This is a genomic window from Bradyrhizobium oropedii (assembly GCF_020889685.1).
In the GTDB taxonomy this organism is placed as follows: Bacteria; Pseudomonadota; Alphaproteobacteria; order Rhizobiales; family Xanthobacteraceae; genus Bradyrhizobium; species Bradyrhizobium oropedii.
This window is the reverse complement of the sequence record NZ_JACMYO010000111.1, coordinates 1-22088: the sequence shown is the minus strand read 5'-3', so window position 1 is coordinate 22088 and position 22088 is coordinate 1. Positions and strand designations below refer to the sequence as shown.

21 protein-coding genes and 1 pseudogene are annotated in these 22088 nt (G+C 63.3%); 10 read left to right on the top strand and 12 right to left on the bottom strand.

The annotated features are described in order from the left end of the window. Entirely contained in the window at positions 1–861 is an 861-nt protein-coding gene (locus tag H8A95_RS27115; RefSeq protein WP_229185993.1) for an FAD binding domain-containing protein, read from the bottom strand. Between the two features lie 344 nt (positions 862–1205). Between H8A95_RS27115 and H8A95_RS27110 the strand changes: the two genes are divergently transcribed. After that, positions 1206–2816, top strand: coding sequence for an ABC transporter substrate-binding protein (locus tag H8A95_RS27110; RefSeq protein WP_420839458.1), 1611 nt, complete (start codon positions 1206–1208; stop codon positions 2814–2816). A 203-nt stretch (positions 2817–3019) separates the two neighbouring features. On the opposite strand, the gene H8A95_RS27105 is transcribed toward H8A95_RS27110, so the two are convergent. Further along, positions 3020–5029 carry an SPFH domain-containing protein gene (locus tag H8A95_RS27105; protein WP_229185986.1) on the bottom strand — a complete coding sequence of 670 codons (2010 nt, stop codon included), beginning with the start codon at positions 5027–5029 and terminating at the stop codon, positions 3020–3022. Positions 5030–5622: 593 nt separating this feature from the next. Here H8A95_RS27105 and H8A95_RS27100 point away from each other — a divergent pair. Further along, positions 5623–6207 (top strand): YybH family protein, encoded by a 585-nt coding sequence (locus tag H8A95_RS27100; RefSeq protein ID WP_229185985.1) that lies wholly within the window; start codon positions 5623–5625, stop codon positions 6205–6207. A gap of 94 nt (positions 6208–6301) precedes the next feature. Here H8A95_RS27100 and H8A95_RS27095 read toward each other — a convergent pair. From H8A95_RS27095 to H8A95_RS27070, 6 genes and pseudogenes are all read right to left on the bottom strand, one after another. Then, positions 6302–6582: pseudogene (locus H8A95_RS27095) on the bottom strand (amidohydrolase/deacetylase family metallohydrolase); the annotation flags it as partial. After that, entirely contained in the window at positions 6570–7424 is an 855-nt protein-coding gene (locus tag H8A95_RS27090; protein WP_229185984.1) for an SDR family NAD(P)-dependent oxidoreductase, read from the bottom strand. The gene H8A95_RS27090 and the pseudogene H8A95_RS27095, both read right to left, overlap by 13 nt. Positions 7425–7542: 118 nt before the next feature. Beyond that, entirely contained in the window at positions 7543–8232 is a 690-nt protein-coding gene (locus H8A95_RS27085; protein ID WP_229185983.1) for an aspartate/glutamate racemase family protein, read from the bottom strand. A 137-nt stretch (positions 8233–8369) separates the two neighbouring features. After that, positions 8370–9509 carry an amidohydrolase/deacetylase family metallohydrolase gene (locus tag H8A95_RS27080; RefSeq protein ID WP_229185982.1) on the bottom strand — a complete coding sequence of 380 codons (1140 nt, stop codon included), beginning with the start codon at positions 9507–9509 and terminating at the stop codon, positions 8370–8372. Positions 9510–9568: 59 nt separating this feature from the next. Next, a complete protein-coding gene (locus tag H8A95_RS27075; protein WP_229185981.1) occupies positions 9569–11443 on the bottom strand; it encodes a cyclic nucleotide-binding and patatin-like phospholipase domain-containing protein in 1875 nt (624 codons plus the stop codon). Between the two features lie 169 nt (positions 11444–11612). Further along, positions 11613–12116, bottom strand: coding sequence for an alcohol dehydrogenase catalytic domain-containing protein (locus H8A95_RS27070; protein ID WP_229185980.1), 504 nt, complete (start codon positions 12114–12116; stop codon positions 11613–11615). Between the two features lie 228 nt (positions 12117–12344). On the opposite strand from H8A95_RS27070, the gene H8A95_RS27065 reads away from it, so the two are divergent. Further along, positions 12345–12872, top strand: coding sequence for a hypothetical protein (locus H8A95_RS27065; RefSeq protein WP_229185979.1), 528 nt, complete (start codon positions 12345–12347; stop codon positions 12870–12872). Between the two features lie 45 nt (positions 12873–12917). Here the strand turns inward: H8A95_RS27065 and H8A95_RS27060 are convergent, their stop codons facing one another. Next, positions 12918–13880 (bottom strand): MBL fold metallo-hydrolase, encoded by a 963-nt coding sequence (locus H8A95_RS27060; RefSeq protein ID WP_229185978.1) that lies wholly within the window; start codon positions 13878–13880, stop codon positions 12918–12920. Positions 13881–14054: 174 nt separating this feature from the next. Between H8A95_RS27060 and H8A95_RS27055 the strand changes: the two genes are divergently transcribed. From H8A95_RS27055 to H8A95_RS27040, 4 genes are all read left to right on the top strand, one after another. Further along, entirely contained in the window at positions 14055–14990 is a 936-nt protein-coding gene (locus tag H8A95_RS27055; RefSeq protein ID WP_229185977.1) for an acyl-CoA desaturase, read from the top strand. A 275-nt stretch (positions 14991–15265) separates the two neighbouring features. Further along, positions 15266–16834, top strand: coding sequence for an FAD-dependent monooxygenase (locus tag H8A95_RS27050; RefSeq protein WP_229185976.1), 1569 nt, complete (start codon positions 15266–15268; stop codon positions 16832–16834). A gap of 135 nt (positions 16835–16969) precedes the next feature. Continuing rightward, positions 16970–17587: a PilZ domain-containing protein gene (locus H8A95_RS27045; RefSeq protein ID WP_028336124.1), complete on the top strand. Its 618-nt coding sequence runs from the start codon at positions 16970–16972 to the stop codon at positions 17585–17587. 333 nt (positions 17588–17920) lie between these two features. Further along, a complete protein-coding gene (locus tag H8A95_RS27040) occupies positions 17921–18535 on the top strand; it encodes a transglutaminase-like cysteine peptidase (RefSeq protein ID WP_229185975.1) in 615 nt (204 codons plus the stop codon). Positions 18536–18710: 175 nt separating this feature from the next. Here the strand turns inward: H8A95_RS27040 and H8A95_RS27035 are convergent, their stop codons facing one another. Beyond that, positions 18711–19130 carry a hypothetical protein gene (locus H8A95_RS27035; protein WP_229185974.1) on the bottom strand — a complete coding sequence of 140 codons (420 nt, stop codon included), beginning with the start codon at positions 19128–19130 and terminating at the stop codon, positions 18711–18713. A gap of 97 nt (positions 19131–19227) precedes the next feature. Between H8A95_RS27035 and H8A95_RS27030 the strand changes: the two genes are divergently transcribed. The 3 genes from H8A95_RS27030 to H8A95_RS27020 all read left to right on the top strand — a co-directional run bounded on the left by H8A95_RS27030 (position 19228) and on the right by H8A95_RS27020 (position 21060). Beyond that, positions 19228–19854 carry a TetR/AcrR family transcriptional regulator gene (locus H8A95_RS27030; protein ID WP_229185973.1) on the top strand — a complete coding sequence of 209 codons (627 nt, stop codon included), beginning with the start codon at positions 19228–19230 and terminating at the stop codon, positions 19852–19854. Between the two features lie 33 nt (positions 19855–19887). Next, on the top strand, positions 19888–20418 hold the full coding sequence (fabA, locus tag H8A95_RS27025) for a bifunctional 3-hydroxydecanoyl-ACP dehydratase/trans-2-decenoyl-ACP isomerase (RefSeq protein ID WP_229185972.1): 531 nt from the start codon (positions 19888–19890) through the stop codon (positions 20416–20418). A 150-nt stretch (positions 20419–20568) separates the two neighbouring features. Further along, complete coding sequence (locus tag H8A95_RS27020) at positions 20569–21060, top strand: hypothetical protein (RefSeq protein ID WP_229185971.1); 492 nt, start codon at positions 20569–20571, stop codon at positions 21058–21060. A 423-nt stretch (positions 21061–21483) separates the two neighbouring features. Here H8A95_RS27020 and H8A95_RS27015 read toward each other — a convergent pair whose 3' ends face one another. Together H8A95_RS27015 and H8A95_RS27010 are read right to left on the bottom strand one after the other, a co-directional pair. Next, on the bottom strand, positions 21484–21633 hold the full coding sequence (locus tag H8A95_RS27015) for a hypothetical protein (protein ID WP_229185970.1): 150 nt from the start codon (positions 21631–21633) through the stop codon (positions 21484–21486). Positions 21634–21835: 202 nt separating this feature from the next. Then, positions 21836–22088: hypothetical protein (locus H8A95_RS27010; RefSeq protein ID WP_229185969.1), on the bottom strand; the 253-nt coding region annotated here is incomplete at its 5' end.

Here is a 22088-nt window from a genome sequence, read left to right as displayed (position 1 = left end):
CTAGTGTCCTCCGGCGCGCTGGGCGGCGATCGCGGCGGTGCGCTTGAGCAGCACGCCGGCGGTTTTTGTCCGGTAAGCGATGGTGCCGCGCTTGTCGTCGATCGGACGGCAGGCAGCGCGACATGCAGCCGCGGCGGCTTCCAGTGCCGCATCGTCGAGCTTGGAGCCGACAAGCGCCTGCGCCGCCGGCGCGACCAGCAGCGCGGTCGGTGCCACTGCGCCGAGGCCGACGCGGGCGGCGATGCAGACACCATCCTGCAAGGTCAGGCTGACGCCGATGCCGACCACCGCGATGTCCATCTCGGTGCGCGGGATCATCCGCAGGTAAGCATCGCCCGAGCCCTTGGGCCGCGGCGGCAAGCTGAAGCTGACAAGGATCTCGCCCGGCCTGAGGTTGGTGCGGCCGGGTCCGGCCGGCACGTCCTCAACCTTCATCTCGCGACGGCCGTTCGGCCCTTGCACGGTGACGACGGCACCGGCTGCGATCATCGCCGGCACGCTGTCGCCGGCCGGCGAGCCGTTGCAGAGATTGCCGCCGGCAGACGCCCGGCCCTGCACCTGCTTGGAGCCGATCAGGTTCACGGCCTCGAGCACGCCGGGCCACACCTTGCCGAAGCGCGCGTGCTCGGCGAGCTCCATGCCGGAGACGGCAGCACCGACGCGGAAACCGCCATCGGCGGCCTCGGTGATCTCGGTCATCTCGCCGATCTTCTTGATGTCGACGATCAATCCCGGCCGCACCAGGCCGGAGCGCATTTGCACCAACAAATCGGTGCCCCCTGCCATAATGCGGGCGGCACTTCCGGCGGCAGCGAATGCGCCAATCGCTTCATCAAGCGTGCGCGGTGCTACGTATCGGATATCGGTCATGACGGTTCTTTTGGTCTCCCTCGGCTGCTTGTTCGCGCTGCTTGTTCCCTTGGGGGGTATGGCCTTATTGCTGGCCCGCAGGCCAGAAGCCTACACGGCAGGGCGAGCTCCGAACAGCCTGCGAGGTGCGGCAGGAAGCGCAGGCTCCTATGCAGGATGCGGACTTGTGCGGTGCCGACGCAACGCGCGCCGGTCGCGGTCATCAAACGTTCACCTGACCAAACCATGCGACAGACCGGCGGCATGGCCCTTGCTTGCTTTCAACAACGAATTCGTGAAGCATGCCGGCCGCTGTGGCCTACGTGCCGGCGCAACGACAAATCGGGGGACGGCGAATGGTCGATGTTTCGCGCAGAATGCTCCTCAAGCTCGCGGCCAGCGTGCCGCCGGCCATTGCGGCCCCGGCCATCCTCACCTCGCGCGCCCTCGCCGCCGCCAAGGGCAAGACCATCACGGCGGTGATGCATTCGGACCTGCGCATCATCGATCCCGGTTTCACCACCGCCTACATCACCCGCGACCACGGCTACATGGTCTACGACACCCTGCTCGGCATCGATTCAAGCTTCAAGGTCCGGCCGCAGATGGCGGACTGGACCGTCTCGGACGACAAGCTCACCTACACCTTCACGCTGCGCGACGGCCTGAAATGGCACGACGGTGCGCCGGTCACCGCGGAAGACTGCATCGCTTCGCTGAAGCGCTGGGCCACCAATGACGGCACGGGACAGAAGCTGATGGACTTCACGGCGACGCTCGAGCCAGCCGGACCCGGGACCATCGTGCTCAAGCTGAAGGAGCCGTATGGCCTGGTGCTGGAGAGCATCGCAAAGCCCTCCTCCTATGTCGCCTTCATGTTGCCGAAGCGGCTCGCGGAGACGCCGCCGGGCAAGCAGATCCCTGAACAGATCGGCTGCGGCCCATTCAAGTTCATTGCCGCTGAATTCCAGCCGGGCGTCAAGGCGGTCTATGAGCGCAACGCCGACTATTTGCCGCGCAAGGAAAAGCCGGATTGGCTGTCGGGCGGCAAGGTCGCCAAGGTCGATCGCGTCGAATGGATCACGATGCCCGATGCGCAGACCGCGATCAACGCGCTGCAATCCGGCGACATCGATTTCCTCGAACAACCGTCGATCGATCTGGTGCCAGTGCTGGAGGCGAACTCCGATCTCACCGTGGGTGTGCTGAACAAGTTCGGCTTCCAGATCGAAGGCCGGATGAATTTCCTGCACCCGCCGTTCGACAACCCCAAGATCCGCCGCGCGGCATTCCTGGCGATGAACCAGAAGGACGTGCTCGACGCAACCGTCGGCAATGCCAAATATTACGAGATCTGCGGCGCCTATTTCGCCTGCGACACGCCCCTCGCCAGCGACGTCGGCGCGGAGACGCTGATCAAGGGCAACGGTATGGCCGAGGCGAAGAAGGCGCTGGCGGCCTCGGGCTATGACGGCACGCCGGTCGTGATCATGATCCCCGGCGACGTGCAGACCCTGAAGGGGCCACCGACCGTGGCGGCGCAGCTGTTGCGCGCGGCAGGCTTCACCGTGGACGCGCAGGTGACGGACTGGCAGACCGTGGTCAGCCGACGCGCCAGCCAGAAGCCGCCGAAGGAAGGCGGCTGGAACCTGTTCTTCACTTTCACGGGTGCCACCGAGACGATGAATCCGATCGTCAACAACCAGATCGCTGCGAACGGTAAGCGCGCCTGGTTCGGCTGGCCGGAGAACGCCAAGATCGAGCAGATGCGCGACGCCTACGCGCGCTCCACCACACCCGAGGCGCAGAAGCAGCTCGCGGTGGAGATCCAAAAGGAAGCGTATGAGCAGGTGATCTATATCCCGCTCGGCCAGTTCCGTCTGCCGAGCGCCTGGCGCAAATCATTGACCGGCATATTGGACGGCCCGGCGCCGCCGGTGTTCTGGAACGTCGACAAGACGGACTAGCTGCGCGCGGCCAAAATATCGAAAACAACCCCATGCAAAGGAGCCCGCGACTGCCGGCGTTCGACAAGGCAACTTGACACGTCGGGCAACTCAGGGATACATTTCCAATATTCCGAAATCGCGCAAGCGCACCGCCATGGCCGGGCTTGGACCGGCCATAGCGGTGAGGAAACGTCAGTTTCGGTTATCGCATCGTCGCCGCATCACTGGCCGTTGGTCCGGCGCGCGGGCTTCGGTGCCTCGTCCTTCAGCTTCTCCAATGCGCCGGGCATCATCTGTCCGAACATCGAGCTCAGCATCGCGGTCGGGATCAGCCCCGCGCTGCTGCCTTCCTGGCCCGGTCCGCCTGACATCAGGAATTGCGGCACCAAGGGCTGATTGATCCGCGTCAGGGCGTCGGCGAATTTTGCAAAATTCTGTTCGGCAAGCCGGTACTCCGGCCCGCCATAGGCATCGACCGACAGCTTGGTCGCCTGGGCGTTAGCGGCGCCGACCGCAAGCACCCGGTCGGCCTCGCCCTGGCCTTCGAGCCGCGACTGCTCGCCGACCGCGGCCGCCGTCACCTTCCTCGTTTCGGCATCCTTCTGTGCGCGGGCGAACGCCGCCGCGCCCTCGTTCTCGTTGACCCTGACCTGGATCAGCGATTGCGTCAGTGCCGTCTGCGCCGCCGCCGTCGCCTTGGCTTCGTTCAGCGCGCGCTCCTGCACCGCGGCCTTCTCCTGCTCCTGATAGGTCTCGATCTGCTCGCGCGCGATCTGGCGCGAGCGGAGCTGGATCAGGATGTTCTCGATGGTGTGGTCGCCGGGAGCCGCCCGCGGCGTGCCGATCAAGACCTCCTGAAGGTCGAGCGAATAGCTCTCGAACCTCGCCTTCATGTCGTGTGCCGCCTCCTCCTGGATCGCGGCCCGGTTCTGCAGCAGCTCGATCAGCGTCATCTTCTGCGCGATGTTCTTGAAGAACGCGCTGACCATCGGGTCGAGCGTCTGCTCGACCAGCTTCTTCACGTCGCCGAAGCGCTGGATGATCATCGGCGCCTTCTTGTAGTCGATATGCATCACCACCGAGAGCGGTAGCGTCGGCTCGAACGCGTCCTTGGTGATCAGCGAAATCTCCGAAAGGTTCTCGTCGAGCTTCATCGCACCGACCTCGCCGCGCACCCATTTCAGGATGAAGTTGACGGTCGGGATCACCTCGATCTTGCCGGCATAGGTGTTGAAGGCGTATTTGCCCGGCAACAGCGGGTCCTTCCAGACGCCGCGGCTGCCGTTGAGCACCAGCTCGCCATGGCGATACTGCTCGCCCGAGACGTCGTCGGTGCGCGGGCCGGTATAGAAGATCACGACGCCGACATTGCCGACCGGGATCACCGTCTTCGGCACCGCCTCGACGGTCGCGAACAGGCGATTGATGTACCAGGTGCCTTCGACGATGACCTGGAGTTGGCGGCCGCGATAGCCGCCACCCTTCAGGAATTTCTCAGGCTCCTGGAAATTGTTGTGAAAGGTCGCAGCGTCCCGCAGCTCGATGCCGACTTCGGGCGCGATGATCTCGCCCGGAGGCAGCGACGGGCCGTCATGTACGGTAACGATGCCGACCAGATCGTGATCGGCCGCCAGCACGACCGGGGCAAAGCCCCAGCGCTCGGTGATCGTGAGCTGCATGCTCTCGAGCACGCCGTGCTCGCGCTCGCTCAGCGCGTGACCGTAGACGCGCTCGTCAGTGATGACCGCAAACTGCGTCGTGTTGATCGCATAGGTGCCTTCGCGCAGGATCTTGCGCTGCGGGCCCTTCTGGCCGCCGCCGAGCAGGAAGCGGCGCGTGTCCTGGAAGTCAGACTTGTCTTCGCTGTCGTTGGCGCCGAGCACCTGCGAAGGCTCGAGCGGCGCACCGTCGCGCGCGAACACATAGGCGATCTTGCCCTGGCCGACGGTCACGAGGTCCGAGCGGTGGATCCGGTACATGAAGGGAAACATCACGTGCAGGCCGCCGCGCAGCACCTCAGGCTCATAGCCGGCTTCTCCGTTGAGCGCGATGAAGCCGCCGTCGATCGAGCCCTTCACCGCCCACAATTTCTCGACGATGCCGACCTGATTGTTGGGAATGTAGCGAAATACGTTCGATATCCGCAGCAGGATCACACATGCGACCACGGCTGCGATCCAAATGGCCGGTTGGGTTAAACCTGAACCATTAAGAAAACCGAGGAAGTCCATAGCCCATCTCCACAATTCGCAACTGGGCGGTTTGGAACCCAAACCTGCACCCAAGAATTGCGGTGCGGAGATGGTGCGCGGCCTTGCGGGCACAAGGCGTGAACATTATTCGCATGGCCAATCTTTTTTTGATGACGGGATGAACCGCCTGATGACTCGCGCGACGTTGGTGCGCGTGACTAGCTGCCGCAAGTGCGCATCATTCGCACTGCGGCGGCGCGGAAGGATTTGCCCGACAATTGGGACTCATACGTCCGCCTCTGGGGAAAGCGGCGGCTGCCAGCATCGGTCGTCATTGCCGGCTTTCGACCCAACTGAGACATCACGCATCAGGCCCTTTTTCCGAGCAAGACGATCGAAAAGTGCTAGGCTTTGGCTATCGCCTCCGGCGGTTTCCATGGCGGGGACCGGCATAAGGTGGCGTGACTTCATCACCAATTTCGGCAGCGCGAGTGCCACGTCGGCAGTCGCTATCGCGGCGCAGCAAGCTAACGTGAACCTATCGCCCTAATGGGCCATTCGCACGATGCGCCTGTGAGCCGCGGTCCGGAAGTTGATAGAGAGGCAAAGCTATACTGGAACAGGAGAGAGCCATGTCGGCTAAGCTATTCCGCAGAGGCCTGCACGCTTTGGCACTATTCGGTTTGGCAAATAATTTAGGAGGAGTTTCGATATCCGTAGCCCTCGCCGAGCCTCAAGCAAAACCGATACAAGAACCCATTACGGGTAACGAAGATATTGGAGATCTGAGCCAGCCCGAACAGGCATTGGCCCAGTTCTACCGCGCCTTCAATACGCGTGATCTGAAGATGATCGACGATAACTTCGCTCATACCGATGAGGTTGCGATCGATAATCCTCTCGGAGGCATTCGGCGGGGAGCAGATCAGCCACACGCGATGTATGAGGGAGTCTTCAAGAGTCCGGCGGACGTTCACGTTGTATTTTGGGACTATACCATACACCGCGCGGGCGATGTATTCTGGGCTGTTGGGCGTGAACGCGGTACCTATCGTGAGGGTGATGCCGAAAAAAATCTAAACATTCGCACGAGTCGCATCTTTCAACTGATCGATGGGCGCTGGCGGCAGATGCATCATCACGGATCGATCGAAGATTCCAAACTTCTCAGCGACTATCAAAACGCAATTCGATCGGCAGCGGCGAAAGCCCACTAAGTCGCCTTAAATTCATTCGCCAAGGGGCAGAAATCGCTCAATGATCGCTTCCGGCCCACAGACGACGTTCATTCAGACCGATTTCGACCTCGCCCATCGCGGCATTGACGGTGGATGCCGCGATCACGTCCGGCGGCGACATCCCCATGCTGATGAATTTCGGCATCGTCGTCACCTGGTCGAACACCGGGCCGTCGATGCAGAACTGGTGATGTCGGAGGAGATGGCGTCGGGTGAGAAGCCGTTGGCGAGCATCGCGCGCGCGGTCTTGAAGGCGAACGAGTCCTTGCCGTGCCCGATGTCGAACAGCACGCCGCGCTCGCGCGCCTCCGGCACCACCTTCTTCACCGTGCCCTGCGTGCTCAGCGTTTCGGGTCACGCCCGCGGATATGGTCAAAGCCTTGCTTGATTGCGGCGAAGCGCGCTTCGACCACCGATTCGAATTCGAGGTCGGTGAAGATATAGGGCCAGTCGTTTTCGACGCCTTCGCGGACGAGTTCACCGACATACATGGGATCGATGCCCTGAGAGATGCGTTGGCGAACCAGATTGATCCGCTCGGCAAGCGGGCCCGAAGTCGGCAAGGTACGGGCGGTCCCCTCGAAGCGCTTGGGGAGGTTGCGCGTCGAGTCCATGATTTGAGTGCGGATGAACCCGGGACACAGCACCGATACGCCAATCCCGCGGGGCGCGAGTTCAGGCCGCAGTCCCTCGGACAGCGCGACAACGCCGTACTTTGAAACGTTGTATGCCGTGCTTCCCCCTGAAATGAGGCCAGCGAGCGAGGCTGTGGAGACGATGTGTCCACCCTCGCCATGCTGCTCGATCAACGGCCCGAAAATCTCGATCCCCCAAATGGTCGCCATCAGGTTGACGCCCAGGGTCCAATTCCAGGACGTGTCGGTCCAGGTGCCATAAGGCCCACCGCCGCCGACGCCCGCGTTGTTGACGAGGATATGCACCTTGCCGTAGCGGGCCGTCGTGGCTTCGGCGGCCGCCGCGAGTTCGGCCTTGAGTGAGACGTCCGCTTTCACGCCATCGACATCGACATTGGTGCGCCTCAGTTGCTCCAGCGCCGCGGACAGAGCCGCGTCTTCAATATCGCAAAGCATGACCTTCGCCCCCGCCTGAGCAAAAGCGGTCGCGATCCCCAACCCAATACCTGACGCCGCACCGGTCACGAACGCGGTCTTTCCAGCAAGTTCCTTCACGCGCATTCTCCCCGTACAAGCAGGCACTCTGGCCGCAAAACGCCAAGCATCTCAAGACGCCATATCACCGCACTTTCAAGCGATTGGGAAGTGTGCGGGATGTCAGCTCCTGGCCCCGAAGTGGTCATTCAAGCGCGTGGTCCAACACCGCTTTGCAATGTATCAGCGTCGTGTCGAAAACCGGCATCTCGACGTTGCCTTCATTGAGCAGCATTCCTACCTCTGTGCACCCCAAAATCAGGCTGTCGGCCCCCGACGCAGCAAGCCGCTCAGCGATTGCTACATAGGCCGCTCTGCTCTGTTCGGTCGTTACGTCCTTGCAGAGCTCCTCGTAAATGATCCGGTGTGTTTCCGCTCGGTCGCCGGGATTTGGGATGACGGGCCTAAGACCGGCGGCAATCAATCTATCGGTGTAGAACGACTGCTCCATCGTGAAGGAGGTTGCCATCAAACCAGGCGTCCGAAGCCCCTTCGTCTTGATTGCATGTGCGGTCGCGTCAGCGATGTGAACAAACGGGACATGAACTCCCGCCATCATCTCATTCGCAAGCTTGTGCATGGTATTCGTTGCCAAAACAATTACCTGTGCGCCTCCGCGCTCCAGCGCCCTGGCCCCCTTGTTGAGAATAACTCCAGCGGCCGTCCAATCGCCCTTCATCTGGAGGGTTTCGATCAGGGCAAAATCAAGAGAGCGGATCAGCAACTCGGGAGAGTGAAGTCCGCCAAGCCGCTCCCGCGTCATCGTGCATAGCTCGCGGTAGTAAATTTGGGTCGAAGCCGCAGACATTCCGCCTAGTATGCCAATGGTCTTCATGTACGTTCTCTGGATGATTGCGGCCTAGCATAACACTTGATTGCGACTTCCGCTTCTGGGCCCTTAGCCGACATCGATTCAGACCGCCTTCGATGTCGGCTTTTTGATGGAGAAGGCGATGCGGATTCTTTGAGCGCCTACCTCGGATGCCACCAGCGTCCAGCGATCACAACGCCTTCGGACGCGATCTTGCGATCGCCGGTCAGGTGTTCGCCGACCACGTCGACATAATCGAACTGGCCTTCCTTGATCGAGAGCAGCGTGGCGTCGCCGACGCTGCCCGGCTTGAGGCTGCCGAGCTCCGGCCGCCGCACCGCCATCGCGGCATTGACGGTGGATGCGGCGATCACGTCCGGTAGCCGCATCCCCATGCAGAGGAATTTCGACATCGTCGTCACCTGGTCGAAGGCCGGGCCGTCGATACAGAGCTGATGGATGTCGGAGGAGATGGTGTCGGGATAGAAGCCGTTGGCAAGCATCGCGCGCGCGGTCTTGAACGCGAACGAGCCCTTGCCGTGGCCGATGTCGAACAGCACGCCGCGCTCGCGCGCCTCCAGCACCACTTTCTTCACCGTGCCCTGCGCCGTCGCGGGCGTGTTGGGGAACGGACGGAACGCATGGGTCAGCACGTCGCCCGGGCGCAGGCGCGCCAGCACCTCCTCATAACTCGGCGGCGGATGGTCGATATGCGCCATCAGCGGCATGCCGACCTGCTCTGCAACTTCCAGCGCAATCTCGAGCGGCACCAGCCCCGAGGTGCCCGAGGCGAACAGGCCGACCCGCACCTTGATGCCGACGATCAGGTCGCGGTTCTCGTCGGCCACGCGCGCGGCGTCGACCGGATTCATCAGCCGCAGCTCCTCGCTCTCGCCGACCATCACGCGATCCGAGAAGCCGAAGATGCCGGCATGCGAGACGTGCAGATAGGCGAGGATGCGGACCTGGCTCGGCTCGATCACATGCTTGCGGAAGCCGGCGAAGTTGCCGGGGCCGGCGCTGCCGGTGTCCACCGAGGTGGTGACGCCGGACTTGCGGCAAAACTCCTCCGCATCGATGCCGAGCGAGGTGCCACCCCAATAGACGTGGGTGTGCAGGTCGATGATCCCCGGCGAGACGATCAGCCCCGACACGTCGCGAACGTCCGTCGTGGCATCGGCCTTCAGCTCTCGGCCGATGGCTGCGACCTTGCCGCCGGCAAAGGCGACGTCCGTCACCGCATCGAGCTTTTGCGACGGGTCGATCACCCGTCCGCCGCGCAGAATCAAATCGAAAGGCATCGTGTTCTCCGGATTTCCGTCCGGCACGATGGTCGACTTCGCCGCCGCCTGCAAGCCGTTCAGCCGACACGGGCCTGTTGGGAAACCGGCGCGGTCGCCGTTGTCGCATGATCCGCGCTCTTGTCCCCAACCATGGCCGACGCGACGATTGCAGCAAGGGCCGGGTTATGCACCGCCTCCGAGGCCGCAATAATCTGTTGGGCCCAACGGTACGAGGATTCGAAAATCTCCTGATGCCGATCGAAATCCGTCACATCGATGCCATCGGGCGTCGGCGGGCGCATCACCATGTCGAGCGGCGTGGTCGGCAGCGTATCGTAGCGCTGATGCGCGACGAGGCTACGCCACAACACGTTGACGGCACTTGGAGCCGCCGGAAGCGATTTTCTCCGGAACGGCGTCAGCAGCGACGCCAGCAGCTCCAGCCGCCCCGGCAGCGCCGCATAGTCGACGTCGAACATCTCGGTCGCCGGCTCGCCGAAATGGACCACCAGATTCGGCCCGCTCTTCAGCTGATGCATCTGCGCGAGCGGCACGTTGTCGACGAGGCATCCGTCGACCAGCATCGAACCGTCCCTTGTATAGAACGGCGGCAGCAGGCCGGGGATGGCGCTCGATGCGCGCACCGCCTGCCACAGCAGACCGGTGCGGATCAATTCGAGACTGTGCGTCGACAGATTGGTCGCGACCGCCGCGAACGGCCGCCAGCAGTCCTCGATGCGGCAATGCAGGCCGTACTGATCGGCCAGCGCCGCATCGAAGGCCTTGTGGTCCAGCAGCGCGTAGCGCGGCCAGGTCGGGCGGCGGAAGCTGCGGCTGGAGACGAAAATCTCATGGGTGCCGCGCTCGAGATGCTCGGCGTCGTAGTTCTTGGCAAAACCCGCCGCCATCGCCGAACCGACGCTGGTGCCGACGAAGATATCGAACATCGCGCCGCGCTCACAAAACGCCTTGTAGATCCCGACATGCGCGGTGCCGAGGCTGCCGCCGCCGCCGGCGACAAACCCGACGGCGCGGCCGCACAGGAAACGCACCAGGCTGTCGATATCGATCTGGTCCTCGAGCGCGACATGATGATGCATGAAGCATGGAAGCCGCGCGAGCCAGGCCGCGGTGCCGCTGACCTCGTGACGCCTGATGTCGTGAACACGAACCAGGCGCCGCGCCGACGCCGGATGCACGGAGCAGGCGAAGCTTTCGATCTCGGTCAGGTCGGGCGCGGGAGCATGGCCGCGGCAGGCGAACACGACGAGGTCGGCCTGGCGAATGGTTTTCCGCGCCCATTCCGAGGCCTCGTGACCACCGAAATAGGCCACCAGCGGCGCGTCGTACTCGATCCCGTTGAGCCAGTCGGCGACTTCGGATGCGTCGAGCGCGCGGCCGGGAAACTTGGCTTGAACGCGCGCGAGGTCGACGATCTCGGCACCGGCCGCGGCAAGGCTCAGACGCAAGCGCGCTTCAAAGGCAGCAGGCACCGGCTCCCGTCCGCCTGAGACCAACGCAACGGTCCGCGCCTTCGGTGACGCCCGGACCGGCAACAGGCGCGCAGTCTGGACCGCAAATCGCTGTGCAAGCGCGGCCAGCAGTGCGTCGATGATGCCGGGCGTTTCCTGGACAAGCCTCGCATAGGCCGCACGTGTCAGCACCAGCACGCTGGTATCGCGGATCGCGATCACATTGGCCGTGCGCGGGATGTTGGCGAAGAAGCCGATCTCGCCAACCAGCTCGCCGGCCCGAAGCTCCGCAATCGGCTCGGAATGATCGGTCCGGTACACCGCGAGCGCGCCGTGCAGCACCAGGAACAATGCATCCGAGGCGCCGCCCTGCTCGACCAGCAGCTCGCCGCGCACCAGGTCGCGCCGGGTCATTGCGCCAAAGGCGATCAGCCGCTGCTCCGCGCTGAGGGTCCTGAACAGCGGGAAGTCCGCGGACACGGTCCCCCCCGCAAACGTTGCACTGGGCGGCACACGGTTCGACTGCATCATCAGATGTTAGCTCCCGGCCGTCGCCCCGGCGAGCGATATCAGAGCATGATCGGCAGCACCCGGCCGCTATTCCTTGGGGGCACTGCAACAGGAATTGCAGCGCGCCCGTTTATCTGCCTCACCCGACCAGTTCCGGCCACGGCACGATGGTCGACTTCACCGTCTTCATCGCCATCGCGTCGGCGACCGCGCGCGCCACGCCATCCTCTGTGAACGGATAGATCGTCTGCATGTCGAGCCAGGGGTATTTGTTGCACGTGCGGTAGAGCATGTCGACGCCGAGCGGCAGGTCGTTGCCGGTAAAGCCCCAGGAGCCGAGCACATTGAGGTCCTTGGTGCAGATGCGGTGCCACGAGGTATTGATCGAGCCGGCATCGGTGAACTGGCCCATCTCGACATAGGTGCATTCGACGATCACGCCGCCGAGCTCATGGCCGAGCGTGAACGGCCATGGCAGCGGCTTCGGCCAGTGTCCCTTCAGGATGTGTAGGTCGGTTCCACAAACCCCGCAGGCGCCGACCTTGATCAAGGCCGCCTTTTTGCCGACTTCCGGCCATGGCACGGTCCGGATTACGGGTTTGGCTCCAGGTCCATCATGCGTGCAGACGCGGATCTGCTCCATCGGTTCGCTCTCCCTGTCCTTGTCGTTGGGCCGGGCACGGCCGCACCGACTTTAGGTCAGGACGATTGGGATGTCATGAATGCCTGTCATGAAGGGATTCATGACAGGCATTGGCGGGACGAGGCGCTTCAACTCTCGACGGGAGTATTTTTTCGCGCATCGCAAGAAACTATCGATTGTGAATGCAGCTGAGTGCGAAGAGGCTTGTAGCATTGCGGGGACGACACCATGAATCCAGGTATCGAAGGCATCGTTGGCATGTACGTCAAGATGGGCGAACTGGACACGCTGCAACGAATGAAAGAGCATCGGCTGAGCCTGCTGGATCAATGCGTCGATACGGCGAATTTCAGCTTTGACGTCACGCGATCGATCTACAAGAGCGACCTCGAGGTGATCGAGGCCGGCATCGAGAGCCTCTCGGGCGAGGTCACCGGCCATGTCGACGTCTTCAACGAGAACAGGATCGCCGGCTGGGCCTTGTACGACCAGCACCCCGACAAACGAGTCACGATCGATATCTATTTCAACGGCGACCTTGTTGCCGAAGTCGTCGCCGATCAATTCCGCAAGGATCTTCTCAAGCTCAACAAGGGCGACGGGCACCACGGCTTCATGTTCGAACCGCCAGCCGGCTCCTATCAGCCGCCTTTGCTGCTCGAGATCCGCGCGGCGAAACGAAAGGTGCTGAAAGCGGTGACCGTTGAACCGCCGGCGGTGACTGTCGAACCGGCAATGGACGGCGAAGCCAAATAACCTCGCCGCGTTGCTTTCAGGCCGGGACTGTCATTTCAGCGACTGTCACTTCAGTGCAGTGCCGTCCGGCGCAAAGCCCTCGACCTTGTCCGTTATCACGAAAGACATCAGGTCGTGCCCGATCACCAGCGGCCCCTGATAGGTCGTGCGCGTCCGCTTCAGCAGGACGTCCTCCGGCACGTCCTGTGTCGGCGGCTGGCTCGCGAACACGATGTGCGAGTAGACCGCAAGCTTCGGCTTCGCCTCTGCGAAGATCTTGCCGGCCTCCTCCGGCGAGGTGTGATGGTTCTCGATCGCCCGGTAGTTCGGATAGTCCTTGAACAGGTCCGGATCGATCACCGCGACCTCATGGATCAGGAGGTCGGCGCCCTCGGCCGCCTTTGCCACCCGCTCGTCCGGCTTGGTGTCGCCCGACAGCACGACCTTTTTGCCGTCATATTCGACGACATACCCGAACGACGGCTTGATCTTCTCGCCGTGATTGACCTCGATCGCGGTGACCTTGACGCCGTTGTGCTCGTAAACCGGGCCCGGCTCGATGTCCTTCGCCGCGAACGCGACACCCGAAGGCGGATAGTTCTCGTCGTCGATCCGGATGCGGATGTCTTCGGAGAACGCCTTGGTCAGATTTTCGGTCATCGCTACCGTGCCCTTCGGCCCGAAGATCACCATCGGGGTCTTGCGCGAGCCGAACGGCGTGCCGATCCATCCCGTCAACCACATGTCGGGAAGGCCGACGACATGGTCGGAATGCAGATGGGTGATGAAGTGCGCCGTGATCGCACCGATCGGGATCTTCTTCTGGAACAGGCGGATCGTCGAGCCGCGCCCGAAATCGAAGATCAGCTTCTCAGGCCCGGCCTCCACCAGCGTCGAGGCGCTGAAGCTGGAGAGCCGCGGCGTCGGCGTGCCGGTGCCGAGCAAGGTGACGCGCATTTCGGCGGCGCGCGCGGCGCCGGCGCCCGCGACGATTGCCGCAACCAGCACAAGCCACAATTTCTGTCGCATGATCGAACGTCCCCGCCCCAAGCGCTGACTAAGCCAATGAGCTCACCAAGTCGCGACAGGTTAGGTGAAGTGGCCGGAGATGCCAATGTCGGCTGCGACACGACGGATGAGCGCGGCGGATTGACAGCAATGGTCGCTCCATCCCACCCTGCGGTGGCACCATCAGGTATTGGAATGAAGCTTCAGCCCGGGTCGGAACGAATCTTCGCGGACGACAGCACCGACCCGCTGGATGGACGTGTGCAATGGGCGCCGGCGAAGTCGCTATGGCTCGGCAGCATGACCGTGGTCGCGATCATCTTCGGGCCGCGGCTGTTCTCGTGGAGCGCATTCGCGCTGTTCATCGTGACCAGCGCGATCACGCTGTGCTTCGGGCATTCGGTCGGCATGCATCGCCGCCTGATCCATGCGAGCTTCGATTGTCCGCTATGGCTCGAGCGGCTCTGCGTCTATCTCGGCACGCTGGTTGGAATGGCCGGCCCCTACGGCATGGTGCGGCTGCATGATTTCCGCGACTGGGCGCAACGCCAGGCAGCGTGCCATGCCTACTCCCGCCACGCTGCCGGCTTCTGGCGCGATGCCTGGTGGCAACTGCACTGTACGCTCGCGCTGAAGCACCCGCCGGTCTTCCGGCTCGAACCGCGGCTCGCCGATGACCGCTTCTACGCCTTCGTCGAGCGAACCTGGATGTGGCAGCAATTGCCCTGGGCGATGCTGTTCTTTGCGATCGGCTCGTGGAGCTGGCTGGTCTGGGGCATCTGCGTCCGGGTCGCTGTCTGCGTCACCGGTCACTGGCTGATCGGTCATTACTCGCATCGCAAGGGCGGACAGACCTGGGTCATCGAAGGCGTCGCGGCCCAGGGCTACAATGTCGGCATCGCCGGGCTGATCAGCATGGGCGAGAGCTGGCACAACAATCACCATGCCTACCCCGGCTCAGCGAAGCTCGGGCTGCTGCCGGGTCAGATCGACCTCGGCTGGTGGCTGATCAAGGCGTTCGAGGCAACAGGATTGGCAAGCAACATCAAGACGCCGGATAATCTTGGGCCGCGCCCGGGTTCGCGCCGCGTCGATGGCCTGCGCGATGCCGATGCGGTCGCCGGGGCATAGCAGCTGCGCATTGTTGCCGTCATCCGCACGCCGGATCGCCGTTGCAGACCAGGCGCCACGCCGCTATACGACCAGCGTCGAAAAAGGCAGACTTGGTTTGGTAAGCCCAAGTCCTTTCGAAATCGAAGTCCTTTCTAAACGAAAGCTCTGGTCTCCTGCTTGATGCGTGAGATCCCCACGACGAACACCGGACGCCGTCCAGGCGCCCATTGTTCGTCCGTGTGGTTCTCAACCCGACGAACCGCTCCGGTCGAACACCGACAAAGGAGCAGTTCATGCACAACGACCACCCCCTCCCCTATGATGTCGTGATCGCCGGTGCCGGCCCGGTCGGCCTGCTGCTTGCCTGTGAGCTGCGGCTCGCAAAGCTCTCGGTGTTGGTGCTGGAGCAGGCCGCGGACCCGCACTCGCCGTTGAAGCGGCTGCCGTTCGGCATGCGCGGTCTCTCGGCGCCCACCATCGAAGCCCTCTATCGTCGCGGGATGCTGGACGACATCGCGGCGCCGCAGCGTGCGAAAGATAGCTCGAGTAACGTATCGAATGGCGCGCATTGGATGCAACAGCCGCGCCGCCCGGCCGGCCATTTCGCCGGCATCCAGTTCTTTCACGACGATATCGACACGTCGAAATGGCCGTTTCGCCTGCCGAGCCCGGCCGGCACCAGCATCGCGGTCGACATGGAGTCGCTCGAATCCGCGCTCGCCGCGCGCGCAACCGCGATGGGCGTCGAGATCAGGCGCGGCCTCGGCGTCGAGGCGCTTGATCAGTCCGATGACGGTGTGACCGTTGGCGCCGCCGGCCACACGTTCCATGGACGCTGGCTGGTCGGTTGCGACGGCGGGCGCAGCATGGTGCGCAAGGCCGGCGGCTTCGACTTCGTCGGCACCGATCCCGAGTTCACCGGCTATTCGGTCGAAGTCGAGATATCAGATCCGGACAAGCTGCGTCCGGGCCGCCACTACACGCCGACGGGCATGTATACGTACGCACATCCCGGCACGATCGCGATGGTCGAATTCGACGGCGGCGCTTTCCACCGAACCCAACCCATCACGCGTGAGCATGTGCAGGCGGTATTGCGCCAGGTCTCCGGCACCGACGTCACATTGACGGCGCTCAAGCTCGCCACCACCTGGACGGATCGCGCCTGTCAGGCCACGGCTTACCGCAACGGTCGCGTGCTGGTCGCGGGCGATGCTGCGCACATCCATTCGCCCCTCGGCGGCCAGGGGCTCAATCTCGGGCTTGGCGATGCGATGAACCTCGGCTGGAAGCTCGCGGCCTCGATCCGCGGCGACGCGCCGGCCGGCCTGCTCGACAGCTATATGAGCGAGCGGCATCCGGTGGGCGCGCAAGTCCTCGACTGGTCGCGCGCCCAGGTCGCACTGATGCGGCCAAGCCGGAGTTCGCGTGCGCTCGAGGCCATCATCCGCGATCTGATCGCGACATCGGACGGCGCGACATATTTTGCCGAGCGCGTGTGGGGCGTTTCGCTCCGCTACGATCTTGGCGGCCGCCATCCGCTGGTGGGCCGCAGCGTACCCGACTTCGCGCTCGCCGGCGGAACGAAGCTCGGCGAACTGCTCAGAGACGGGCGCGGCCTGCTGCTGGACTTCGAGCCGCGCTCGCGCCTGCAAGCGCTTGGCGATCGCTGGCGTGGGCGGATCGACTATGTCGCAAGCGACGCCAGGGATCGGCTCGGCCTCAGCGCCGTGCTCGTGCGCCCCGACGGCGTCGTCGCCTGGGCCGCTGACACCGCCCCCCAGCTTGAGGACGCTGCTCAGGCCATGTCGCGGTGGTTCGGCGAACCGGATGCGGCGCGCGAAGCGGCCGCAATCTCTTGAGAAGCTGCGCGCGGCAGCACCGCACACTTCTCTTGCACCGTGTGCGGGTTCCCCATCTCAACCGTAACGCCCCGTTAACCCTATCAGCCTTAGGGTCGTCGGGGCTCCGAATGGACGGTGGCCGGGTTTGTCGTGATGTCGTTTGCACAGAAGAAAACTACCGTCGTCCCCGTAGCCGAGGAGCGACGGCGCTTTCAGCGCGTCAAGGTGCACCTGCTCGGCCGCTACATGCTGCCCGACCGGCGCGAGTTTCCCTGCCAGATTATCAACATGTCGCCGGGCGGCCTCGCGCTGCTGGCGCCGGGCATCGGCAATGTCGGCGACCGCGTGATCGCCTATCTCGACCATATCGGCCGCGTCGAGGGCCGCATCACCCGTATCATCGACAACGGCTTTGCGATGACGATCGGCGCCACCGCGCGCAAGCGCGACAAGCTCGCCGCCCAGCTCACCTGGCTCGCCAACCGCGACATCCTCAATCTGCCCGAGGATCGCCGCCACGACCGTATCGTGCCGCGCAACCCGATCGCCCTGCTCACCCAGGAAGACGGCACACGGATGACCTGCCGTATCATCGACCTTTCCCTGTCCGGCGCTGCTATCGCCGCGGAGAACCGCCCGCCGCTGAAATCGCTCGTGATGCTCGGCCGGGTGCAGGCCCGCGTGGTGCGAAATCTCGAGGAAGGCTTCGCGCTCGAGTTCGTCCACGAGCAATCCGCGGAAACGCTCGAAGAGAGCGTTACCGCGAGGTAAAGCGAAAAACCGCTCAAGACCCCCGTTTTCAGCCCGCGAAGGCGGCCTCCGGTACACCGGTGGCCGCCTTCGGTGCGTTTGGCGTAGTGAAATCGGCGGTTAACGGCCGGAGCTTTTGACGCAACAAACCGCGCTGGCGCAGCGTTCTCCGTATTAATGCATAAAATTTGAATCAATTGCAGTTGTTTCAAATTTTAGGCGAATTCGATTCAAGTAAAGATCGACTTAGCCGCAGCTTTTACCAGTATTCGCGTCAAATCTACTTCGCGCACTTAGCGGCGGCGCAAAAGCTTTGTGCGAAACGTGGTCCCAACAAAAAGAACGGGGGCCACAATGTTTGGTTTCAGGGGACAGGGGAAAGGTTTGGCGGTTGCCGCCATCCTTTTTGCAACGTGCGTGTCGGCCAAGGCCGGCGACGTGGTCTACGCCAGCCTCGGTGACGTCGCACGTTCGCCGATCGGCTGGGTCGAGTTCTGCGCCGACAATCCGGCCGAGTGCCGCGGCAGCAAGACGCAACCACGCGACATCGTGTTGTCGCAGACCGCTTGGCGCGACCTCGTGCGGGTCAACAAGTGGGTCAACGAATCCATCAAGCCGATGACCGACATGGATCATTGGGGCGTGATCGAGAAATGGTCGTTGCCGACAGACGGTTACGGCGACTGCGAGGACTACGTGCTCCTGAAGCGCAAGATGCTGATGGACGCCGGCTGGCCCCGCGAGGCGCTGTTGATCACGGTCGTCCGCGACAAGAAGGGCGAAGGCCACGCGGTGCTGACGGTGAAGACCGACAAGGGTGAGTTCGTGCTCGATAACCAGAACGAGAGCATCGTCGCCTGGACGGAGACCGGCTACCGCTTCGTCAAGCGGCAATCGCAGAGCGATCCCAATGTGTGGGTCTCGCTCGGCGACAACCGGCCAGCAGTTTCAACCGCAAGCTCGCGCTGAGCAGAGAGCCAAGGATTTTCGAGTTCGCGACCCGGTCACATCCCCACCCCTCCCCGTCCCAGACCGGTTCGCGCGCGGCCAGGCTTCCCCCAAAGCCTGGCCGCAACCTTTTTGCGGGGTACGAAAACCCCGGGGTGCCCGATGAAGGCGATCGAGGCCGACAGTCGGGCAGCGCTCAGCCACCTCGGAAGAGGCGTTCAAGAAAGGCTGCCGTTTCGTCGGTGATGCCGACGATCTTGTTGGTGGCCTGGCGATAGAACTTGAAGTTGAGCTCGGTCTCGGGCCGGCCGTCATCCCAATCCTTGAAGTGCTTGAGTTGGTCTCGCCCGAGCGGACGCGTCGCCAGCGCGGTGCGCTTGACCACGATGCTGACACGCGGCGTTTGCCTTTCGATGCCGACCTTGCGCGGCACCGCCTCGGCCGAGGTGACGAGCGCGCGGGCGATCAGGCCCTTGCCGCCCTCGTTCTCGCTCGCGAATACGAACACGATGTCGCCGGCGGCGATCAGCTTGCCGCCATACATGGTCTTTTGCGCCGTGAAGGCGAACGCCTTCGCCCGGGGCTCGGAGATCTCGGTCTTGATCGCGAATGCCATCCCCGCCTTACCGTCCAAATGCCGGCTCGTGCCACCACGCTTGACATCCTAGCATCCGGCCGATTGAATTGAATTCAATTCAGCTTGCGGATGGACAATGACAATCGCCACCCCGGCAACGCGGGAAAGGCTGCTCGCCGCAGCCCAGGACGAACTGATCGAGGGCCAAGGACATCTCGAGATGCAGGCCGTCGCCAGACGAGCGCAAGCCTCGGTCGGGCTCGCCTATCACCATTTCGGATCGAAAGCCGGCCTGATCGCCGCAGTGGTCGAGGGGTTTTATGAACTGCTCGATCAGGCAGCCTTCAGCGGCGCCAAATTGCCGACCGCAAGCTGGGCCGGCCGGGAGAAGGCCCGGATCGGCGCCTATGTCGCGTTTCACTATCGGCACCCGTTTGCTCCACTCGTGATCGGACCGCTGAGCCGGGCGGCCGAGGTGCTGGATGTGGAGACCGCCTTCACCGCCCGGCAGCTCGCGGCCGGAGCGCGGATGCTGGAGGCGGCGCAGCGCGACGGGATCGTCGGCACGGACATCGACCCTCACCTCACCATCGCGTTGATGATCGGCGGCATCCGTCAGGCGCTGATCGGTGCCCTGACCGGCGAGCGGCGGCCGGATCCGGCCGATCTGACCGACGACATCTGGGCCTTCATGGCCGCTGCGTTGCGGCTGTCCGCCGAAGCCTCCGTGAAGTCAAAGCCAACGCGGCGCAGCCGCCGCTAACGTTAAACAATAACCCCAAGGTTGGTGGCCATCTTGTTCAACCCGCACGATTTTCACATGCCGCAATCGTCGTACACCAAGCCGGATCTGCTGCTATCGAGCGAGGGCGGCTATTTCGGCCCGGGCAATGCGCAACTTCCGGCGCCACCGATGCTGATGATGGATCGCATCACCGAAATCAGCACCGAGGGTGGCGCCTTCGGCAAGGGCCATGTCGCCGGTGAACTCGACATTGCACCTGATCATTGGTTCTTCGCCTGTCACTTTGCCGGCGACCCCGTGATGCCCGGCTGCCTCGGCCTCGACGCCATGTGGCAGATCATCGGCTTCTGGCTGGGCTGGTCCGGCTCGCCGGGCAAAGGCCGGGCGCTCGGGGTCGGCGAGGTCAAGTTCAGGGGACACATCACGCCGGACGTCAGGCTCGTGCGCTACGAGGTCGACATGCGCCAGGTCAGGCGCGGCCGGTTGGTGCTGGGCATCGCCGACGGCCGCGTGCTCGCCGACGGCACCTGCGTCTACCTCGCGAAGGACATGAGGGTCGGCCTGATCGCGCCGGTGCGCTGAGGCTCGCGCACACGTCTCAATTTGGTGCGGAAGCCTTGGAACTTGCAGCGAATTTTACGGACACAGCGCCATCAGCTTGAAGCCCCGGGTTTTGCCCGCGCCAAGGTTGTGCTATTCGGAACCTTTCAATTGATGTCCGGTTCTGGTCGCATGGTCGAACTTGCCCCCCGGAATTCACAAGCCAGCAGCCTGATTGGCGTGCAGCCGATCGCGATCGGCGCCGTGGCGCTGGTGCTCGTGCTGTTCGGGATCGGCTCGATCGCGCTGTGGCGCGCCTTCAGCGGCAACGTGCCGGAGACCGACCGGATGGTCGCCGCCCGTCAAATGCAAGCGCGGACCGCGCAGGTCTCCGAGGCCCTGGTGGAAAAGACCAAGGGCATGGAGGTGACCCAGCAGGAATCCATCGACCAGTTGCAGGAGGTGCAAGACCAGCTGCAGACCATGCGCAAGCAGTTCGCCCTGCAGCAGGCCGACGCCAGGAAGCTCTCCGACCAGGTCGCCGCACTGACCGAACAGGTCGAGGGTCTGCGCCAGTCACTGGCCAGCGCACAGGCCAATGAGCCGGCCGCCGAGCCCGAGCCGCGCAAACGCTCGAAGGCCACGCGCAGCGCCAACCGGAAGCGCCACAGGTCGCGCAGCTAACGACCGCGGGTGCCACGCGCCCGGCCATAAAAATGCGCCAAATCCCGAACAAGATCAGGGTCTAAGGTGGAACTTTCCGGGCTCCAGGCCTGCCGCGGCAGCCTCGCATGAGTGCCCGTTACCGTGAATTAATCCGGACTTTGTGAACTGGTTCACATATCGGCCCTCGAATCCGAGTCATCCTTAAATGACCGGATGGCGTGAGCCGATTTCAATATCCGGGGCTGGCAAGGTCGTTGACGGTATACTACGTCGACGGCCTTGTTTTTTGGGCCTTGCAATCGCGGTCTTGGGCCTACCGTCTCTAAGGAAAAGCCTCGCTTCGGACGTCAACGACGGCCCTCGCGCACGAGAGGTCCGCGCTCGGTTTCCGCTTGCAGCTCCGCACGCAGAAGCATCGCCGCAGCGAACGGCGTTGCCGGCCTATTTGGTGCGATCGCGCAGGACGCGGTCGGTTCGCAGCCGTAACCGCGCAAGCTTCGGCTCGAGCTCGTGGAGCATGTAGATCAACGCAACAGCAAGACACGAAACAACCACCATGAACAACAAGGTCAGATCAGGAATGGTCAGCATCTTTCGGATCCTCTGAGGCCAGGCTCCAATCGCAGCCGGCCCTTGTGTTTTCGCGACGCGTTCACGCACAGACTGCTGCAAGGCGCTGCAAGCAGCGTACCAATACGCAACGGCCTCGGCATCAAGACACCGAGGCCGCGCCATTCATTCCAAGACCATCAGCATGGCGATCGAATGGACCGGCCATGCTTCAACGGATGGCTCAGTTGCAAACCTGCACGGGCCGAACCTGTCGGCCATACGGCGTCATGATTGCGCGGCGCACGACGTAGCACCCGCCGTCACCATAGCCATCGTCGTAGCCGTAATCGGCGTAGTACGGATTACCGTAGTAGCCGTCATAGTAATCGTAGGCGCCATAGCCGAGCCCGAAGCCGATTGCTGCGGCGGCGAACGGATAGCCCCAGCCGCGCCGATAGTAGCCGCCGTGCCAGCCTCCGCCATGCCAGCCGCCG

Excerpts from the sequence above, each read along its gene's own strand:
- H8A95_RS27110 (WP_420839458.1), top strand. The coding sequence starts at position 1,206 with ATGGTCGATGTTTCGCGCAGAATGCTCCTCAAGCTCGCGGCCAGCGTG.
- H8A95_RS27105 (WP_229185986.1), bottom strand. The coding sequence starts at position 5,029 with ATGGACTTCCTCGGTTTTCTTAATGGTTCAGGTTTAACCCAACCGGCC.
- H8A95_RS27100 (WP_229185985.1), top strand. The coding sequence starts at position 5,623 with ATGTCGGCTAAGCTATTCCGCAGAGGCCTGCACGCTTTGGCACTATTC.
- H8A95_RS27090 (WP_229185984.1), bottom strand. The coding sequence starts at position 7,424 with ATGCGCGTGAAGGAACTTGCTGGAAAGACCGCGTTCGTGACCGGTGCG.
- H8A95_RS27085 (WP_229185983.1), bottom strand. The coding sequence starts at position 8,232 with ATGAAGACCATTGGCATACTAGGCGGAATGTCTGCGGCTTCGACCCAA.
- H8A95_RS27080 (WP_229185982.1), bottom strand. The coding sequence starts at position 9,509 with ATGCCTTTCGATTTGATTCTGCGCGGCGGACGGGTGATCGACCCGTCG.
- H8A95_RS27070 (WP_229185980.1), bottom strand. The coding sequence starts at position 12,116 with ATGGAGCAGATCCGCGTCTGCACGCATGATGGACCTGGAGCCAAACCC.
- H8A95_RS27065 (WP_229185979.1), top strand. The coding sequence starts at position 12,345 with ATGAATCCAGGTATCGAAGGCATCGTTGGCATGTACGTCAAGATGGGC.
- H8A95_RS27060 (WP_229185978.1), bottom strand. The coding sequence starts at position 13,880 with ATGCGACAGAAATTGTGGCTTGTGCTGGTTGCGGCAATCGTCGCGGGC.
- H8A95_RS27055 (WP_229185977.1), top strand. The coding sequence starts at position 14,055 with ATGAAGCTTCAGCCCGGGTCGGAACGAATCTTCGCGGACGACAGCACC.
- H8A95_RS27050 (WP_229185976.1), top strand. The coding sequence starts at position 15,266 with ATGCACAACGACCACCCCCTCCCCTATGATGTCGTGATCGCCGGTGCC.
- H8A95_RS27045 (WP_028336124.1), top strand. The coding sequence starts at position 16,970 with ATGTCGTTTGCACAGAAGAAAACTACCGTCGTCCCCGTAGCCGAGGAG.
- H8A95_RS27040 (WP_229185975.1), top strand. The coding sequence starts at position 17,921 with ATGTTTGGTTTCAGGGGACAGGGGAAAGGTTTGGCGGTTGCCGCCATC.
- H8A95_RS27035 (WP_229185974.1), bottom strand. The coding sequence starts at position 19,130 with ATGGCATTCGCGATCAAGACCGAGATCTCCGAGCCCCGGGCGAAGGCG.
- H8A95_RS27030 (WP_229185973.1), top strand. The coding sequence starts at position 19,228 with ATGACAATCGCCACCCCGGCAACGCGGGAAAGGCTGCTCGCCGCAGCC.
- H8A95_RS27020 (WP_229185971.1), top strand. The coding sequence starts at position 20,569 with ATGGTCGAACTTGCCCCCCGGAATTCACAAGCCAGCAGCCTGATTGGC.
- H8A95_RS27015 (WP_229185970.1), bottom strand. The coding sequence starts at position 21,633 with ATGCTGACCATTCCTGATCTGACCTTGTTGTTCATGGTGGTTGTTTCG.